Genomic DNA, 17630 nt, shown 5'->3' on the forward strand with positions numbered 1-17630 from the left:
TTGCAAGGGGTGTTCATAATATTATTATGTAAACTAATAAAAACCCACATAGTAAATGAACTATGTGGAGTATGCGATCAAAAAGGTGTCCATTTTACTTGTTGAGCCTGTTTTAGTCTTGCTTCTGGCTCACGCCAGTCAACGACATTCCACCACCGGTCTACATATTGCGCCTTTTCATTTCGATATTGGAGGTAATAGGCATGCTCCCACACATCAAGAGCAAGAAGGGGGATGACGTCCCATTGTGAGAGGAACTGATGGCGTTCTGCTTGTAAAATGTCTAAACGCTGAGATCGAGGGGACCATACAAGAATCGCCCATCCGACACCTTCTACTTGTTTGGCAGCAGCTGAAAAATGTGACTTGAACGCCTCATAGCTGCCAAATGATTGATCAATGAGACGAAGCATTTGACCAGTAGGTTTTCTTTTCCCTGAAGGACTCATGGAAAACCAAAAGATACAATGTAAATAATGTCCTGCCCCATGAAAGGCAAGCTCACGTTCCCAATGCTTGATCATCGTAAAGTCGTTGGTTCTTCTTGCTTTTTTTAGCGCAAGTTCAGCTTGATTTAGACCATCAACATAAGTTTGATGATGCTTTTGATGGTGCAAGTACATAATTTCTTTTGAAATATAAGGTTCGAGTGTGTCATACCGATAAGGCAGTGGTGGTAACTGATGATTTCCAGCTGCTACATCGCGCACTTCTTCGTGTGGATGCTGCATGTCTTCTGCAATCCTTTCGGCTAGTTCGTACCATTCTTGTTCACTGGAATCATCATCCTCCATTTTGAGTCGTAAATGTTCCACTTTTCGATGGATATTATCATCTTGCCACACATGTTGAATCGTGCTAAGCCACTCTTTGAGCTGTGAGCGATATTCTTCTTTATTCATGTATACGCCTCATTTCCTCTAAAAATGTAGAACAAGCCATCATCGGAAACACAAATGGGTAGCTATGATAGGTGATGTAAAATTGTTTTGGCAGTCCAATGCCGACCGGATAGTACATGGCTTCTTCAGTATGGTGATGGTTCACTAAAAAGTAGACAGCTTTCAAAATGGCTGCGTTATTTGCTTTCTCATATTGGAGGAGCGCCTCTGTCGCCCATGCGGTTTGAACCACTGTGCCAAAGGAAAGCGGGACATAGGTTTTCAGTTCTGCACTTTTACACGATTCTCCGAAACTGCCATCTTCAAGCTGAATCTGCTTTAGGAAACGGCACGCTTTTTGCACAGCAGGGTGTGAGGAGGGAATGCCGGCCGCTTTCAGTCCTGTTAACGCTGCCCAAGTTCCATAAATATAACAAACACCCCATCTGCCAAACCATGATCCGTTTTTCTCCTGGTGGTCAATGAGCCATTTTACACATCGATCTTTTTGCCTGAGAATCGTGGGTGAAGCAGTCTCTTTTTCTTCTAAACCAATCAAATGGAGCACACGACCAGTAATATCAGGAGTTGACGGATCAATCGCCGCATCCTCCGCAGATTCAAGCGGAAGGTGACGAAGTAGAAAGTGATCTTGATTTTTTTCAAAAGCAGAAAAGCCGCCATCACGGTTTTGCATGGAGAGAAGCCAGTCATATCCTCGTTTCCACTGAAGTGGAGCGTATTCTTTTGGGATCGCTTTTAACACAATTTGCGTGTCATCACAATCAGGATTATTCGTATTGATATGTGAGAAACCAAAGCCCCCGGGAGTAGCAAGACGGTTATGAACTGCCCAATCCGCTTTCTTCATTTGCTGGCGGTCCAGCAAATAGGTGAAGGAATTCATGATCATGGGATCTTCTCGTTTTCTTCCTGCTCTTTGAGAAGCGTAACTGACAAGCGCTGTATCCCACACAGTCGAGGTGGAATTCTCAGCATATATCTTGCCTTGACAGGAGGTGACGAGCTTTTTCATACCCCTGACTGCTTTTTGGATGAGATGATGTCCAGGGGAGTACCCAAGGCTCATGAGGGCATAGACCATAAAGATGGTTGCACTTAAGTAACTGTACAGCGTCCCATCTTTTTCAAGACGGTCAAACATGTATCGCTTTGCCGCTTCATATCCGAAAAAGTCGAGCCGGCTGTCGAGGGCTGTATATGACCGCATATACATGAGGAAGTCATCAGTCGAACGTTCTTCTCTTGCCATAAACCAGTCAAATGGATTTTTAGACATGTTTTCATCAAGATGGGCTAATGATGGAAACGCAGCATGAGAGGTATACCGTTTGTTCAGTGCGATCATCATGGGTACAAAATGAATCCTTGCATAGGCACTAAGGTGGTAGAAGTGTAGCGGAAAAGACGTAGGGATGAGTAAAAAGGAAAGAGGTGCATAGAAGTAGGGCCAAGGGTGCATGCCATTTACGGCAAGCATCCACTTTGTCATAAAATGAACGTTCTTTAGGCCACCTTTTGAGCGAATATATTGTGCTGCTTTTTCCATATGGGGCTCGTCTTTTTGAAATCTGCCAGATGCGAGCATTCCGCAATAACCTTGTACTGTAGCTGTGAGATGTCCTGACTGGTCATGATACAAAGAAAAGGAACCATCTTCATTTTGTTTGGCATGTATTGCTTCGGCCAATTGATGGATCAATTGCTGATCGGGGTCACCAACGGCTTTTAACAGCATAATGAAAAAAGCATTTGTCATCATAGGTCCTTCAAAGCAGAAAATAAATGCGCCATCTTCTCTTTGTCTGCGTTCTACCTGCATGTGCAGTTCATCGATATATTCGTTGACTCTCGTTTTAAAATCTTGCATTCGGCCATGCTCCTTTCCTTTATCACTATATTCAGGAGTCGGCCTGTCACATGACAGCTCAAAAAAAGCCGATGACATCGTCACCGGCTTTCTTAAATGATTAATCTTGCAGATTAATCCACACGCTTTTGACTTCTGTATAGTTGTTTAGGGCATATGATCCCATTTCTCTGCCAAGGCCTGACTGTTTATATCCGCCAAACGGGGAGGCGGCATCAAAGACATTATAGCAGTTGACCCAAATGGTCCCTGCTTCTAGGCGTGCAGCGATATCGTGAGCATGCTTTAAGTTTTCTGTCCAAAGTCCTGCCGCTAACCCATAGTCAGATTGATTGGCCCGTTCGACCACTTCATCAATGGAATCGTAAGGAATTGCAGATAGAACTGGACCGAAGATCTCTTCTTTTGCGATTGTCATTTCATCTTCTACATCTCTAAAGACAGTAGGGGAGACGAAATAGCCTGCTTCATAAGGGCAGTCACCACCGACTACGGCTGTTGCACCTTCTGACTTCCCTTTTTCGATATAACCTAACACACGTTCATGCTGCTCTTTACTCACTAGAGGCCCAATCTGGGTATCATGATGAAGACCAGCTCCTTGTTTTAATGATGTCGCATATTTAGCCATTTGATCGACGACTTCATCATATTGGCTCCGGTGCACAAAGACCCTTGATCCTGCACAGCACACTTGACCTTGGTTAAACATCACGCCGTTTAATGCACCTGGAATGGCTTTCTTTAAATCGGCATCTGGTAAAATAATATTCGGCGATTTTCCGCCAAGCTCTAAAGTAACACGCTTGATGGATTTGGCTGCTTTCTCCATGATCAATTTCCCAACACTTGTTGATCCAGTGAAAGCCAGCTTATTGACATCAGGGTGATCGGTTAATGCTTCACCGGCTGTTTCACCAAATCCAGGAACGATGTTAATCACGCCTTCTGGGAATCCGGCTTTATCCACTAATTCAGCTAAATATAAAGCAGATAGCGGTGTTTGTTCAGCTGGCTTTAAAACGATGGTGCAGCCTGTTGCCAGTGCAGCACCCATTTTCCACATGGCCATGAGGAGCGGGAAGTTCCAAGGAATGATTTGTCCCACAACGCCAACAGGCTCATGGCGAGTATAATTAAAATATCCCTGGCTGACAGGAAGGGTTTGTCCAGTCATTTTCGTGGTCCACCCTGCATAATAGCGCATGTGCTCAATGGCAAGAGGGATATCCGCATTGGTTGTTTCATTAATTGGTTTTCCATTGTCAAGTGTTTCCAGCTGGGCCAGTTCTTCTTGGTGTTCTTCCATTAAATCTGCCAGCTTAAACATCAAGCGGGCACGTTCGGCTGCAGACATAGAACGCCAAGGTCCATGGAACGCCTTTTTAGCAGCTTTTACTGCCTCATCAATGTCGGCTGCACCTGCTTCATATACATCAATAAGGGTTTCTCCTGTGGCAGGGTTAGGTGTAGAGAATGTTTTGTTATCATGACTTGTGACAAACTGACCGTTAATGTAGAGTTTTTTCGTCCCTTGGAGAAAAGATTCGAGTTTTGAACTGATTTGAAGTGTTGTAGAGCTCATAAATAAACAAACCTCCTTAAAGATATGGGTTGTTCTGCGAGTTCTAGGTGGAAAAAGTGGACATGAAGCATTTTGTATACGCACACATATGTAAACGTATACATTTATCATATTACACGACATCTTTGAAAGCAATCGATAACACTCATTGCATTTCACGAAAAATTGGCTACAATAAATGTATAGATGAAAAAAGGAGTTTTTAAATCATGATCCATCAAAACTGGCAAACGGCTGAAACGATAAAACAAGTAAAATGTGTACATACAAATGCGAAAAAATATATGGTTGACCGGGCATTAACGGTTGGGCACACATATGATGTGAAAAATGAAACTGAGGAATTTCTCTTTGTCGTTGATAATACGGGTAAAGTAGGCGGGTACTACAAAGAGTATTTCGAAGACAATTCTGCTGAATGATTTTGATGGTCATCACTCATACTAAGAAAAACAGTAAAGGGTGATGATGATGAAAAAGCAGCAGCAAGAAGAGCAGAAACATCAAAATGCTTGGCATGACAATGAAGATGCTGATATGGCGATTACGCTTGAGCAGATTTCTGATGTGTATGCCGAAGGAACGATTGATACCCCGAAAGATGAATAGTCATTTAAAACAGTGATTTTACATCATCACTGTTTTTTTATGGTCTCATAACGAATGATTTCTTGAAAAAAAATGAAACTTTTTTCCTGCTTTAACAGTCTAAATAAGTAGAGGAAAGAGCATCGGATCAAAAAGAAAAAGTTAAATGAAATTTAATCTATTCGTAATGGAATAACGACGATTTATAGCGTATTCTATAAGTGAGAATAAAACGTACCCACAGAGCCGTGTGGCCGTTTTGTCATAAAGGAATTTGATGCAGGAAGAGGGGGTTTACGTGGGTATTTTTTCTGTCAGTAAACAAAATGATCATAAAAAATTCGAATCCTTATTAATTGAAGGAGAAAGAATTGAGGCTGTTTACAGACTGCGTCACGACCAAATTTGTTTCACTAATAAACGACTGATCTTTGGCGATAACCGCGTATTTTCTAAAAAGAAAGTCAGGGTCTCCTTGCCGTATCGATCAATAGAAAGTTTTGCCATTCAAGAAGCTGGCGTGTTTGATCAGGACACTGGTATGCTGCTTGTTACAAGCTCAAAAGTATTTGAACTCGATTTTTCTAAAGATACAGATTTGAGTGACGTGCAGGCCATTTTAACAAAACATCTTTGCTGATCAACGATGCGATTACATAGATCACATGCACTTTTCTCATTCTTTGTTCTTATTTTTATCTATCGCATATCCCTTAAGCTTTTCCCATTACAGTGGGAAAGGCTTTTTTCTATTCGTGTGTTTGAATCACATCAAAAAAGGATAAAGATGAAACAGATACAGAAAGGAGAATGAACAATGAAAGTATTGGTTGCTGGAGCAAACGGACATACAGGGAGACTTGTCATTCGATATTTAAAAGAAAAAGGACATGAGCCGCTTGCTCTCATTCGAGATGAAAAACAAGCAGATGCGCTAAAAGAACTTGGTGCAGCGCCTGTCATCGGTGATCTTGAAGAGGATGTGACAGATGCTGTGAAGCAAGCAGAAGCTGTCATCTTTGCAGCTGGTTCAGGCTCAAAAACAGGTGCAGATAAAACCATCGCTGTTGATCAAGAGGGGGCAAAACGCCTCGTTGATACAGCCAAAAAAGAAAATATTCAGCATTTTGTGATGCTGAGTTCTTATAATGCCGACGATCCTCATCAAGGAAAAGGACAAGGCAGTATGGAGATTTATTATGAAGCGAAAAGAAAAGCCGATGAACATTTAAAACAGTCTGGTCTTTCTTACACCATTGTGCGGCCAGGAGCACTGCTGCATGAGGAGAAGACAGGGAAAATAGAAGCGGCGGCTCATATTCCAGACGATCGTGACATTGAGATTTCCAGAGAAGATGTAGCCACTGTTTTAGTGGAAAGCTTAACGGAATCCAATGTGAAAAATAAAGCCTTTGACTTAATCAAAGGTGATACACCAGTAGAAGAAGCACTTCGCAATCTTTAAATGAAGAAAGCTGCTGCCAAAGAGGCGGCGGCTTTTTTGATGTTTTCATTTCGCATGGAGCGGGAAGGTAAAAAGAAAGGAGTGATTGACCGTGAGCTTAACGAAAGAGCAAAAAGCTGATTTATATGAAAGACTTATTCAATTAAAAGAAGATGTGAAAGGATCAAAAAAGAAAGAAGAATCCATGCTGGCCGAATCGAATGAGATTTCAAATGGTGTTGGAAATCATATCGCAGATCACGGAAGCATCTATTTAGACCGCATGACCGAACAGACGCTGGATCAAGTCGATGATCAGCTCGAAGGTGAAATTGATGCAGCGCTTAAGCGGATGGAAGACGGAACATATGGAATTTGTGAAAAAACAGGAAAAGACATTCCATATGAACGTTTGAAAGCAGTACCCTATACTCGTTATTCAATTGATGCAAAGAAAAATGAAGAAACCAATCAAGATCCAAATGAATTTGACCGTTCGTTCTCTGAGCAAATGCGTGATTTAACAAATAGAGAAACAATGGATCAAATGCATTCAGATACGTATGAAAGGCTAGAAGAAGAGCAAGATGTTGATGTAGATGAGGAAAAATAACATGATGAGAGGAATTTATGTTTTCTCAACATAATGTTTTCCCCCGTCTACATGGACAAAAATCTTGTATACATGAGTATTTTTTTAGAAAAAACATATCTTGAAATTTAATAAACTTTCGTGTAGTATAGTTTAAAGGCTGCGATGCGCGTAATGTTAATTAAGTTTTAACCTTTAAGCTGTAATAGGGAGTTTTATATTGAATCCGGAATGTCACGCCTCCTTCGAGAGGAAGACAGGAACGTTTCTGCAAACACCCACTTTGAGGAGTGGTGGTTTAAAACTTTCTTACTTAGATTACGGCATCCGCAGCTTTTCCTAGGATGATTCAAGCCATTTTCCATTTTTGGAAAATGGCTTTTTATTTTGTCCAAAATACGATTTTGAACAGACCGAATGTGGATGGACAAATGTATGTTAAAATAGACAAAACAAACGACGGAGAGGGAATTGGATGTTACAACAAGCTGAAGCACTTCTTAAACAATATTATGGCTTTGATGCTTTTAGACAAGGACAAAAACAAGCCATTGAATCGATTGTGAATAAACGGAAGGATACGGTCTGCATTATGCCGACAGGTGGAGGGAAATCGGTTTGCTACCAGATTCCTGCCCTTATGATGGAAGGAACGACAATCGTTGTATCTCCGCTTATTTCTTTAATGAAAGATCAGGTTGATGCGTTAAATGAGATGGGAATACGATCGTCCTTTTTAAATAGTACACTTTCAGCAGGTGAAATGAATACAAGGCTGAAAAAATGTGAACAGGGGGAGTATGATTTGCTTTATATCACCCCTGAACGCTTACAAAATGAACGTTTTTTTCAGCTGCTTGATCGATTGACGATTCCTTTAATGGCTATTGATGAAGCGCACTGTATATCTGAGTGGGGACATGATTTTAGACCGAGCTATCGCTTTATACAAGAATGTGTAAACAAGCTTTCAAATAGACCTGTTATTGTAGCATTAACAGCCACTGCTACAAAGAAGGTCCAACAGGATATATGTGAGCAGCTTGGCATGGACGAAGAAGAAACAATCTTTACTGGTTTTGCTAGAGAAAATTTGTCTTTTCAAGTGGTGAAAGGGCAAAACAGCGACCAATTCATCACACAATATATGAAGAAAAACAGTCTTGAGTCAGGCATTATTTATACAGCCACACGAAAAGAAGCAGATCAAATTTATCATCGTCTAAAAAAGCAAAAGATCAAAGCGGGCGTTTATCACGGAGGATTAGATGATGAAGTGAGAGAAGAACAGCAAAATCTTTTTTTAAATGATGATATTCAAGTAATGGTAGCTACATCTGCATTTGGTATGGGGATTAATAAGTCTAATGTACGTTTTGTCATTCATCATCAAATTCCAAGAGATATTGAAAGTTACTACCAAGAAGCAGGACGTGCCGGGAGAGACGGGCTTGAAAGTGAATGCATTTTGCTGTTTTCACCGCAAGGCGTACGCGTGCAGCGCTTTCTCATTGAACAATCAACAGAAGATGAAGTACGGTATCAGCATGAATTGCTCAAGCTGAGACAAATGGTAGACTACTGTCATACGGAACAGTGCCTTCAGCAATTTGTGATGGATTACTTTGACCAATCATCAAGTGCCCCTTGTCAAAAATGCAGCAACTGTCTAGACGAGAGAGAGCGTGAAGACGTCACGAGAGAAGCACAAATGGTTTTGTCGTGTACCGTTAGAATGAACGAACGATTCGGAAAAATGATGATAGCTCAAGTATTAGCCGGCTCTAAAAATAAAAAAGTGCTTGATTTTGGTTTCGACCGGCTTCCTACTTATGCTTTAATGAAACAGCATTCAGCCCAACATATCAGTGATTTCATTGAATTTTTAATTACGGAAGAGTATTTACACATGTCTGAAGGAGCTTTTCCAACACTAAAAGTGACACAAAAAGGAAAGAAAGTGTTAGTGGGGCAGGAGACCGTCTATAAAAAGCAGGCGATAAAGGCAGAAGCTATTCAAGAAAATGATGCATTATTTGAGCAGTTAAGAATGGTCAGAATGAAGTTGGCAAGAGAACAGGGCGTTCCGCCATTTGTTGTCTTTTCTGATCAAACATTGAAGGAAATGTCAGCAGTAGAGCCTAAAACAGAAGAAGAACTTTTAAATATTAAAGGTGTCGGCGCACAAAAAAGAGAGAAATATGGAGATGTTTTTTTAGAAGAAATTCGTTTATTTATAGAAAAAGAGAAAAAATAAAGAGTTTGAAGAAGGAAAATAAATTTTTTTCGTTTCACTTGGACGCGTTTTCATCATGATGATTTCCATCCCTTCAAAACCTTGATATGATGCGGAATTGAGCCATTTAGTGGGCTGATTTACCAATGGAGAGAGATGTTTCATGTAAAGGAACTGTAATCTAAAACATATCGTTTTGTTATTGAAATGACATTTACATATGTTACGATAGCACTCGTTAGCCGCCATAAAAAGCTAACAAGGGAGGATTTACTTTATGAAGAAGACTATTATGTCCTTGGTTGCTGTTGCAGCAATCTCAACAACAGCATTAGGAGCACAGCAAGCTTCTGCAAAGGAAATCACTGTACAGAAAGGTGATACACTTTGGGGAATCTCTCAAAAAAATGATGTGTCTCTAAAGGACCTAAAGGGTTGGAACAATTTATCTACAGACATGATCTATGTAGGAGATAAATTGACAATCTCTTCAAAAGAGAAAACTCAGGAGCAGTACAAAGTCCAGAAGGGGGACAGCCTCTGGAAAATCGCTCAAAAATTCAATGTGTCAATTAGCGATATTAAGTCTTGGAATAACTTAAACTCAGATATAATTATGATTGGTTCAACACTAAGTGTTGCTGGTCAAAGCTCAGCTCCGGTAAGCTCAGAACCTGTTCAAAAACAGGCACCTGTCCAAAAAGAGCAAACAACGAAAAAAGCTGCTCCTAAAAAGGAAACAGCTAAAGCAGAATCATCTTCTGCTAGTCAAAGTGTTCAAAAAGAAATGACTGTAACGGCTACGGCTTATACAGCAAATGATGGTGGCATCTCAGGTATCACTGCAACAGGGGTAAACTTAAACAAAAACCCAAATGCAAAAGTAATCGCAGTAGATCCTAATGTCATTCCATTAGGAAGTAAGGTTTATGTTGAAGGCTACGGTGAAGCCATCGCAGCAGATACTGGCGGCGCAATTAAAGGTAACAAAATTGATGTACACGTACCAAGCAAATCCCAAGCTAAAAATTGGGGCGTAAAATCAGTCAAAGTGAAAGTACTTAACTAGTAGTCTATTGTTTTTGGAAGAAAGCATCAGGTGGCGGCCTGATGCTTTTATTATACCTTTTTTTGGGCAAAAATACACATATTTTTCTGAAAAATTCGCATTTTCGACAAAAACCAGCGTATAAGCCCATCTCAACGCTGGTTTTTGTGTCGTTAGCTGTCCACCCAATAAATTTCTCCGCTTTGCTCTTTCCAATTAATTTGGACATCAAAATGGTGTTTTTCATAAAAATGAATCAGGCGGTCCACATGGTTCCAATCTCTTTTGACGAGATCCCCAGTAATGACTGGAATGTTTTGCTCTCTTGCGATTTCTTTTAAATGCTTCATACAGATGGATCCATAGCCATTATCAGGCGGGCCTTTAATATCGGCAATGTGAATCTTTCCTTCTTCAGGATATTCCGCAATCAAGGAAAAATCAGATTGTCCGCGAAAAGCTTTTTCACAATCGCTTAACATGATTTTGCACGTATCTGCATTCTCAATTGCAGAGACGATCATCCATTCATCTTCCTTCGCTTGATCAATGCCAATAATCTTTGCTTTTTTTGAAATATCTTTTATATTTTCTTGCATTCGATACATTTGGAACTGCAACTGCTGTAATTCTTGCTCTAATGTCTTCACATCTTTTGTTGTTTCCTGTAAGATTGACAAGTCTATTGCTCCTTTCATAAAAGAGTTGATAAAAACCACACAAATTCCCATTCTAAAGGAAGTGAGTGGATCTTTCAAGCCGCTAGAAGGCAGGCAATCGGCAAGTTTGTCTAAAATTCGACGAAGACAGCGAATTCATTGACTTTAGAGAGAAAGTTAAATAACATACTCTTAGTCGGAACTAATAAAGAGAGGTTTTCAAACATGAACGAACAGAATCAAAAACCGAAAAATTTCACCGGCATTGTTGTCTTTTTAACAATTGCCATAAACGGCTTAATTGCTTTATTATTTTTCATGCCAAAAACAGATAAATTTAGTCATCTGGATATTACATTTCTGCCGTTACTGAATGCCGTGATGAACAGTTTTACGTTTATCTTTTTACTTTCAGCGCTCATTATGATTAAACAAAAGAACATTAAAGCCCATAGACGATTTATCTTTGCGGCTTTTTCAACCACACTTGTCTTTTTAATTTCGTATGTGACGTATCATTCAATGGCAGCTGATACACACTTTGGGGGAGAAGGAATCATTCGTCCGATTTACTTCTTTATTCTCATCACACATATCGTCTTATCTGCCGTCATTGTACCGCTTGCACTGATCACTCTCTTTAGAGGCGCACAAATGCAAGTCGAACGTCATCGTAAAATTGCCAGATGGACCATGCCTCTTTGGCTCTATGTCAGTCTAACAGGTGTCATCGTATATATTATGATTTCTCCATATTACAGCTAACGTATGTCCATCTGGACATACGTTCTTTTATTTACAAGATGAAGTGCTTTGGATAAAATGGGAATTGGGTATCCGACTTGCACGGTATCTTCCCACCTATAGAATCACATCATGTCTGGCCGTTTGCTCGTTTGGAGAACACAATTGAACGAAACGGGGGTTATATGATGACTGAACAATTGCAGTACAAACCGGGGCTTGAAGACATTGTGGCAAGTGAAACGTCAATTTCGTTCCTAGATGTCCAGCAAGAAGAAATTGTGATTCGCGGTTATGACCTCATCGAGCTGGCACAAAGCAAGACGTACTTAGAAACAGCCTATCTGCTCATTTATGGAAGATTACCAGATGCAATGGAATATCACCAATTTCAGCAAGATATTTCCTCACAAACAAGCTTACATCCAACCATTCAAACCATTTTGACAAAACTGCCAAAAACCACTCACCCAATGGATGCCATGAGAACGTGTTTATCAGCTCTTGCAGGGTACGATGAACAACTGAATGATCGATCAGAAGCATGCCAACAAGCGCGTGCCGTTCGATTACTTGGCCAGCTGCCAGCGATTGTTGCGGGAAGCTATCATATTCTCACACAAGACACCACACCTACTCCAGACCAGACCAAATCCTACACTGAAAACTTTCTAGCGATGTTAACAGGCCGCACTCCGGCACAAGACGAAATCAAAGCATTTGACCAAACACTCACGCTTTATAGTGAGCACGAGCTGCCGAATTCAACATTTGCAGCAAGAGTCATTGCATCTACTCATTCTGACATGTATGGTGCTTTTACTGGAGCGATTTCTTCATTAAAAGGTGACTTACACGGAGGCGCAAACGAAGCAGTGATGCACATGCTGCTCGAAGGCAAAACAACAGAAGGTTTCCTTGCGCTCATCGAACGTAAATTAGCCGCAAAAGAAAAAATGATGGGCTTTGGACACCGGGTATATATGAGAAAAATGGACCCAAGAGCGGCTCTTTTAAAACGATCATTGAAAACGCTTACCGAATCAAAAGGAGATACGACGCTTTATGACATGTGCGTCGCAGGCGAGGCATACATGAAAGAAAAGAAAAACCTCTATCCAAACCTTGATTATTACGCAGCACCTATTTATTACGTGCTCGGCATTCCTATTTCACTTTATACACCGATTTTCTTTGCTGCGAGAGCAAGCGGATTAGCAGCGCATGTCATCGAGCAGCATTCACACAATCGGATTTTTAGACCGAGAGTAAGATATTTAGGACCAAGAGGATTAAAAGTCTCAAATGATGATGGAAAAACGGGGGAATGAATATGAATAAAACAGCAGTAGCCAATCAAACAGATCAACTATTAGAAGATATCGCAGCCTATGCCGTGGATGGAGAAATTACGAGCAAAGAGGCCATTGAAACAGCTCGGTATGTACTCATGGATACACTCGGCTGCGGTATGCTGGCGCTCAACTTTCCAGAATGCACGAAGCATCTTGGACCCATCGTACCTGGAACTGTTGTCCCTAACGGAGCAAGAGTGCCCGGCACTTCATTTGTGTTAGATCCTGTTCAAGCGGCTTTTAATATAGGATGTATGATCCGCTGGTTAGATTATAATGACACGTGGCTTGCACAGGAGTGGGGACATCCCTCAGATAACCTGGGCGGGATATTGGCTGTAAGCGATTATATCAGCAGAACGAGGCTTGCAAACGGAGAAGAACCGCTTTCGATGAATGACGTACTGCATGCGATTGTAAAGGCACATGAAATACAAGGTGTGCTTGCTTTAGAAAATTGTTTGAATCGAAATGGCTTGGATCATGTTCTTTTTGTCAAGGTGGCATCAAGTGCAGTCGTTTGTGCAATGCTTGGCGGAACGAAAGAAGATGTGCAGCATGTGTTATCACAAGCATTTGTGGATAATTCACCGCTTAGAACGTACCGGCATGCCCCGAACACAGGATCAAGGAAATCGTGGGCAGCAGGGGATGCCACAAGCCGTGCGGTGAGACTAGCGATGATGACATTGAAAGGAGAAATGGGCTATCAGACGCCCCTCAGTGTAGAAAAGTGGGGATTTGAAGATGTGTTAATGAAAGGAAAACCACTCACACTTGCCCAGCCGCTCGGGTCATATGTGATTGAGAATGTACTCTTTAAAATTGCCTATCCAGCAGAATTTCATGCGCAAACTGCCGCTGAGGCCGCTGTCATTCTACATGATGCGGTAAAAGACCGTTTAGATGAGATTGACAGGATTGAGATTACGACACATGAATCAGCCATTCGAATTATTGATAAAAAAGGACCGCTTTACAACCCGGCAGACCGTGACCATTGCTTGCAGTATATTACGGCCATTGGGTTAATCTATGGTGAGCTGACTGCTGATCATTATGAAGAAGAGACGGCGCAGAATCCGCTCATTGACCGTTTGCGTGATCAAATGATCGTCAAAGAAGATAAACGGTATACAGAAGACTATTTAGATCCGAAAAAGAGATCAATTGCAAACTGTGTTCAAATCTTCTTTAAAGACGGAACGATGACAGATCGAATTGAAATTGAATATCCGCTTGGTCATCGCAGAAGAAGGCAGGAAGGGATCCCGCTGCTTGAAAAGAAATGGGTGTATCATTTGAAAACGAGATTTCCACAAAAACAAGTCGATCAAATTGTTTCACTTTGTCAAAATCCAAATCAATTAAAAACAACGACAGTACCAGCATTTATGGACTTATTTGTCATATAAGGGGGAGCTAGTGTGTGGATCGTGAATGATGAAGTAAATCAAGCTGACTTAGCCGCAGCTTTTAAAGAGCAAATGCACAAATCCGCTTTATTTCAAATTCCAGGCGTTCACGATGGAATGTCTGCGCTCTATGCGAGGAAAATGGGATTTAAAGGGCTTTATTTATCGGGTGCTGCTTTTTGCGCAAGCAAAGGGCTTCCTGACCTCGGTATGATTCATTCCACTGAAATGGCGGAAAAGGCAAAGGAAATCATTCGAGCTTCTCAGCTGCCTCTTTTAGTAGATATGGATACTGGCTATGGCGGTGTATTAAATGCAGCCAGGGCAGCAAAAGAAATGGTGGAGAGCAAGGTAGCGGCTGTTCAAATTGAAGATCAGCAAATGCCGAAGAAATGCGGACATTTAAACGGAAAATCACTCGTTTCTGTAGAAGACATGATGGCGAAAATCAAAGCGATCAAACAAGCGGCACCTACACTTCTCGTCATCGCAAGAACAGATGCGAAGTCAGTAAACGGGATGGAGGATGTCATTCACCGGGCTAATCTCTATCTAAAAGCAGGAGCAGATGCCATTTTTCCTGAGGCGCTGATCACAGCAGAAGATTTCACGTATGCTTCAAATAATATAAAAGGGCCGCTTCTTGCAAACATGACGGAGTTTGGAAAAACACCTTATTATCATGCAGACGAATTTTCTATGTTTGGCTTTCAAATGGTGATTTATCCAGTGTCATCCCTGAGAGTTGCTGCAAAAGCGTATGAGCGTTTATTTACAGAGATTAAAGAAAAGGGGACGCAACAGGGAATGCTGGAGGACATGCAAACGAGAAAAGAGCTATATGAAACGATTCATTATGATGAATATGAAGAAATGGATCAGCATTTAGCCAAGACGATCCTGCCGGAAATCGGGAAAGAGCATTCATAAAATCAAAAGCACTTCCTTCATGGAAGTGCTTTTTTTACGATGATGGTGTGGATGATGAAGCCAATTTCATCTTTTCTTCAACTGTTTTCGTTTTTTCTTTTACTTTTTCAGCATAAGTGAAATCACCGTAGCAATACGGATAGCGGAAGTTATCTTTGTCGCCCCCGCATGTATAGACTTCAGGGTTTCGCTTCACTTGCTTTTTGGAGTATTGCTTTGCCAATTTTTCGGAATGTTTTCCCCCGTTTTTTGCAACAAAATCAATATAGCCGATTCCCATGTTATAGCTTTGAATAATGGTTTCCAAATCAACGCCTTTTTTCTTCCCATGCTTGTACATGGTCGAAAAATGATGGACTCCTTGTTTAATGCTTTTCTGAGGGTCATTGATTTCATTTCGTTTCAAACCAAGAGATTCAGAGGACTGCATTGGATCTCCGCCTCTGCCTTTTGATTCTTGATACATCATACCGAGAATTAACGCGGTATATTGATCTAAATCTTGATCTCTTAACTCTGTTTCTACAAGCGGTTTGTAATCATCCAATCTCGACAAAACAATTGATTCCGTATCAATCGGCAGCTTTTTTAACTCCTTTTGATTAAAGGAAATGACAATGGCCGCTAATACGCAAACAAACAGAAAAATCGTGAAACAGCCTGAAATGGCAAAACATCCTGTTTTTTTCTTTTTCAAGGTCAGTTCACCCCTGTTTTGCCCCGCTTTTAAAAGGGAAGTACAGCCTTTATATTATGCCATATCCTGCACAGGATACCAAGTGAAAACCTTATATTCAATCATAGCCAAACGTAAATTCTGTTCTTGTTTTCAGTCTATAGCAGAAATAAACAAAACCGATCATGAGCCACACCATGCCAATGATTAATGCATTTGTACTGATGCTTGTTAAGAGCCAAATACAAAAAGCCGTTCCGCAAAGAGGGATGATGGCATACCTCAGTGTGTTTAATACACCTCTTTGTTTTTGTTTGATGAAATAGTAAGCGAAAACAGACAAGTTAACAAACGTAAATCCAATTAATGCCCCGAAGCTGATAAACGAGTAAATGACCTCAAGCTCACCAACAACTGCGGTTAACGAAAAAACACCAATTAATAAAATATTAAATACAGGCGTTTTCAATGTTGGGTGAATATAACCGAAGAAACGCTTTGGTAATGATTGATCTCTTCCCATCGCATACAAGAGTCTTGCGGCACTCGCATGTGATGATAGGGAGGAAGAGATGACAGCGACCATGGTGCCGGCTAAAAAGAATGAGTGGAGAAACGCGCCGCCCACAAATTTCGCAATTTCAAGTGATGCCGCATCTGGATGCTTGAACTGTTGAAAATTTGGAAACACCTGCTGTAAAAAATAAGAGGTGAGGGTAAACAGCACACCTCCAATGGCGACCGTTAAAAATATGGCGAGAGGAATCGTTCTTTTTGGCTTAATTGTTTCCTCAGACATAGTCGAAATCGCATCAAATCCTAGAAAAGAAAAACATAAAATCGTCGCGCCGGAAAAAATAAGGGCGGGATCTAAGCTTGCTGAATAAAACGGACGGGTTGACAGTAACTCTCCCGTGCCTGCATGCTGCGTGAGCCCATAAATAATAAACCCAACAAATGTCACAGCGACAATCACCTGAAAGGTCACAAATAGCGCTGTAATGTTGGCTGTAAGACGTATACCGATTACATTGACAGTCGTTATGGCGATAGCAAGTATGATGATCCAAATGTAATGAGGTACATCAGGAAAGGCTGCGGTTAAATATGCACTTCCGATTGCAAAATTCACCATAGGCAAAAATAAATAGTCCAGCAATAGTGTCCAGCCTACAAGGAAGCCGACGTGAGGATGAATACTTTTTTGCGCGTATGTATATGCAGATCCTGCTTTTGGAAAAGCCTTCACCATATTCCCATAGCTAAGCGCTGTCAATAGTAATGCCAGTAAAGTAAAGATATAAGCTGCAGCAACGTGTCCTTTCGTCAGCTGAGCAACAATGCCGTATGAATCAAATACGACAAGTGGGTCCATATAAGCAAGCCCGATCACAACAAGCGGAAAAACAGTCAGGCTGCGTTTTAGTCTTGGCTCTTCAGTCAATTTGCCTATCAGCTCCTCTAAAAAAATGAATAAATAATGCTCATTTTAAAAAGAATGCTACCACGTGTCAATGCTATTTGAATAAATCTTTTTTCAAAAGGTGTGGAAGCTTTGCATGCTACACGTTTTGGTATATGATGAT

At 40.9% G+C, this 17630-nt stretch carries 17 protein-coding genes and 1 other RNA gene; 12 read left to right on the forward strand and 6 right to left on the reverse strand.

Translation table 11 applies throughout. The annotated features are described in order from the left end of the window. Nucleotides 1-77: 77 nt before the first annotated feature. From ACSBQP_RS03165 to ACSBQP_RS03175, 3 genes are all read right to left on the reverse strand, one after another. Nucleotides 78-902: a superoxide dismutase gene (locus ACSBQP_RS03165; protein ID WP_213406665.1), complete on the reverse strand. Its 825-nt coding sequence runs from the start codon at nucleotides 900-902 to the stop codon at nucleotides 78-80. Continuing rightward, nucleotides 895-2772 (reverse strand): terpene cyclase/mutase family protein, encoded by a 1878-nt coding sequence (locus ACSBQP_RS03170; RefSeq protein ID WP_050827301.1) that lies wholly within the window; start codon nucleotides 2770-2772, stop codon nucleotides 895-897. Before ACSBQP_RS03170 ends, ACSBQP_RS03165 begins: the two co-directional genes overlap by 8 nt. 100 nt (nucleotides 2773-2872) lie before the next feature. Further along, nucleotides 2873-4357 (reverse strand): aldehyde dehydrogenase family protein, encoded by a 1485-nt coding sequence (locus ACSBQP_RS03175; protein ID WP_017359492.1) that lies wholly within the window; start codon nucleotides 4355-4357, stop codon nucleotides 2873-2875. A 209-nt stretch (nucleotides 4358-4566) separates the two neighbouring features. Between ACSBQP_RS03175 and ACSBQP_RS03180 the strand changes: the two genes are divergently transcribed. The 8 genes from ACSBQP_RS03180 (at nucleotide 4567) to ACSBQP_RS03215 (ending at nucleotide 10286) form a co-directional block, all read left to right on the forward strand. Further along, nucleotides 4567-4779 carry a DUF6501 family protein gene (locus ACSBQP_RS03180; RefSeq protein ID WP_008346502.1) on the forward strand — a complete coding sequence of 71 codons (213 nt, stop codon included), beginning with the start codon at nucleotides 4567-4569 and terminating at the stop codon, nucleotides 4777-4779. A gap of 49 nt (nucleotides 4780-4828) precedes the next feature. Then, the gene (locus ACSBQP_RS03185; protein WP_017359491.1) at nucleotides 4829-4966 is read left to right on the forward strand and encodes a YozQ family protein; all 138 of its coding nucleotides are present in this window, start codon (nucleotides 4829-4831) and stop codon (nucleotides 4964-4966) included. Nucleotides 4967-5243: 277 nt separating this feature from the next. Then, nucleotides 5244-5585, forward strand: a complete 342-nt coding sequence (locus ACSBQP_RS03190) for a PH domain-containing protein (RefSeq protein WP_008346505.1) — start codon at nucleotides 5244-5246, stop codon at nucleotides 5583-5585. A gap of 177 nt (nucleotides 5586-5762) precedes the next feature. After that, nucleotides 5763-6410 carry an SDR family oxidoreductase gene (locus tag ACSBQP_RS03195; RefSeq protein WP_007500715.1) on the forward strand — a complete coding sequence of 216 codons (648 nt, stop codon included), beginning with the start codon at nucleotides 5763-5765 and terminating at the stop codon, nucleotides 6408-6410. Between the two features lie 91 nt (nucleotides 6411-6501). Then, nucleotides 6502-7002: a TraR/DksA family transcriptional regulator gene (locus ACSBQP_RS03200; RefSeq protein ID WP_057079424.1), complete on the forward strand. Its 501-nt coding sequence runs from the start codon at nucleotides 6502-6504 to the stop codon at nucleotides 7000-7002. A 133-nt stretch (nucleotides 7003-7135) separates the two neighbouring features. Beyond that, nucleotides 7136-7321: non-coding RNA, 6S RNA (gene ssrS, locus ACSBQP_RS03205), on the forward strand. A gap of 135 nt (nucleotides 7322-7456) precedes the next feature. Then, nucleotides 7457-9238: a DNA helicase RecQ gene (gene recQ / locus ACSBQP_RS03210; protein ID WP_435028181.1), complete on the forward strand. Its 1782-nt coding sequence runs from the start codon at nucleotides 7457-7459 to the stop codon at nucleotides 9236-9238. A 256-nt stretch (nucleotides 9239-9494) separates the two neighbouring features. After that, nucleotides 9495-10286, forward strand: coding sequence for a LysM peptidoglycan-binding and 3D domain-containing protein (locus ACSBQP_RS03215; RefSeq protein WP_007500712.1), 792 nt, complete (start codon nucleotides 9495-9497; stop codon nucleotides 10284-10286). Nucleotides 10287-10438: 152 nt separating this feature from the next. Here the strand turns inward: ACSBQP_RS03215 and ACSBQP_RS03220 are convergent, their stop codons facing one another. Next, complete coding sequence (locus ACSBQP_RS03220; protein WP_008346514.1) at nucleotides 10439-10945, reverse strand: GNAT family N-acetyltransferase; 507 nt, start codon at nucleotides 10943-10945, stop codon at nucleotides 10439-10441. A gap of 204 nt (nucleotides 10946-11149) precedes the next feature. Between ACSBQP_RS03220 and ACSBQP_RS03225 the strand changes: the two genes are divergently transcribed. The 4 genes from ACSBQP_RS03225 to prpB all read left to right on the forward strand — a co-directional run bounded on the left by ACSBQP_RS03225 (nucleotide 11150) and on the right by prpB (nucleotide 15368). Next, on the forward strand, nucleotides 11150-11689 hold the full coding sequence (locus ACSBQP_RS03225) for a DUF420 domain-containing protein (protein WP_008346516.1): 540 nt from the start codon (nucleotides 11150-11152) through the stop codon (nucleotides 11687-11689). A 167-nt stretch (nucleotides 11690-11856) separates the two neighbouring features. After that, nucleotides 11857-12999 (forward strand): citrate synthase, encoded by a 1143-nt coding sequence (gene mmgD / locus ACSBQP_RS03230; RefSeq protein ID WP_019743303.1) that lies wholly within the window; start codon nucleotides 11857-11859, stop codon nucleotides 12997-12999. Nucleotides 13000-13001: 2 nt separating this feature from the next. Then, the gene (locus tag ACSBQP_RS03235; protein ID WP_435028182.1) at nucleotides 13002-14438 is read left to right on the forward strand and encodes a bifunctional 2-methylcitrate dehydratase/aconitate hydratase; all 1437 of its coding nucleotides are present in this window, start codon (nucleotides 13002-13004) and stop codon (nucleotides 14436-14438) included. 12 nt (nucleotides 14439-14450) lie between these two features. Beyond that, nucleotides 14451-15368, forward strand: a complete 918-nt coding sequence (prpB, locus tag ACSBQP_RS03240; RefSeq protein ID WP_079919240.1) for a methylisocitrate lyase — start codon at nucleotides 14451-14453, stop codon at nucleotides 15366-15368. A gap of 34 nt (nucleotides 15369-15402) precedes the next feature. Here prpB and ACSBQP_RS03245 read toward each other — a convergent pair whose 3' ends face one another. Both ACSBQP_RS03245 and ACSBQP_RS03250 read right to left on the reverse strand, forming a co-directional pair. Further along, entirely contained in the window at nucleotides 15403-16065 is a 663-nt protein-coding gene (locus ACSBQP_RS03245) for a lysozyme family protein (protein WP_017359484.1), read from the reverse strand. A gap of 97 nt (nucleotides 16066-16162) precedes the next feature. Next, nucleotides 16163-17488: an APC family permease gene (locus tag ACSBQP_RS03250; protein ID WP_217815858.1), complete on the reverse strand. Its 1326-nt coding sequence runs from the start codon at nucleotides 17486-17488 to the stop codon at nucleotides 16163-16165. Nucleotides 17489-17630 lie beyond the last annotated feature (142 nt).

This window comes from Bacillus sp. G402, assembly GCF_051172515.1.
Classification (GTDB): domain Bacteria; phylum Bacillota; class Bacilli; order Bacillales; family Bacillaceae; genus Bacillus; species Bacillus altitudinis.

Bases quoted from the DNA above. Each gene is read 5' to 3' on its own strand.
- mmgD (WP_019743303.1), top strand. From the start codon at position 11,857: ATGACTGAACAATTGCAGTACAAACCGGGGCTTGAAGACATTGTGGCA.
- ACSBQP_RS03175 (WP_017359492.1), bottom strand. From the start codon at position 4,357: ATGAGCTCTACAACACTTCAAATCAGTTCAAAACTCGAATCTTTTCTC.
- ACSBQP_RS03165 (WP_213406665.1), bottom strand. From the start codon at position 902: ATGAATAAAGAAGAATATCGCTCACAGCTCAAAGAGTGGCTTAGCACG.
- recQ (WP_435028181.1), top strand. From the start codon at position 7,457: ATGTTACAACAAGCTGAAGCACTTCTTAAACAATATTATGGCTTTGAT.
- ACSBQP_RS03195 (WP_007500715.1), top strand. From the start codon at position 5,763: ATGAAAGTATTGGTTGCTGGAGCAAACGGACATACAGGGAGACTTGTC.
- ACSBQP_RS03235 (WP_435028182.1), top strand. From the start codon at position 13,002: ATGAATAAAACAGCAGTAGCCAATCAAACAGATCAACTATTAGAAGAT.
- ACSBQP_RS03185 (WP_017359491.1), top strand. From the start codon at position 4,829: ATGAAAAAGCAGCAGCAAGAAGAGCAGAAACATCAAAATGCTTGGCAT.
- ACSBQP_RS03225 (WP_008346516.1), top strand. From the start codon at position 11,150: ATGAACGAACAGAATCAAAAACCGAAAAATTTCACCGGCATTGTTGTC.
- ACSBQP_RS03170 (WP_050827301.1), bottom strand. From the start codon at position 2,772: ATGCAAGATTTTAAAACGAGAGTCAACGAATATATCGATGAACTGCAC.
- ACSBQP_RS03180 (WP_008346502.1), top strand. From the start codon at position 4,567: ATGATCCATCAAAACTGGCAAACGGCTGAAACGATAAAACAAGTAAAA.
- ACSBQP_RS03215 (WP_007500712.1), top strand. From the start codon at position 9,495: ATGAAGAAGACTATTATGTCCTTGGTTGCTGTTGCAGCAATCTCAACA.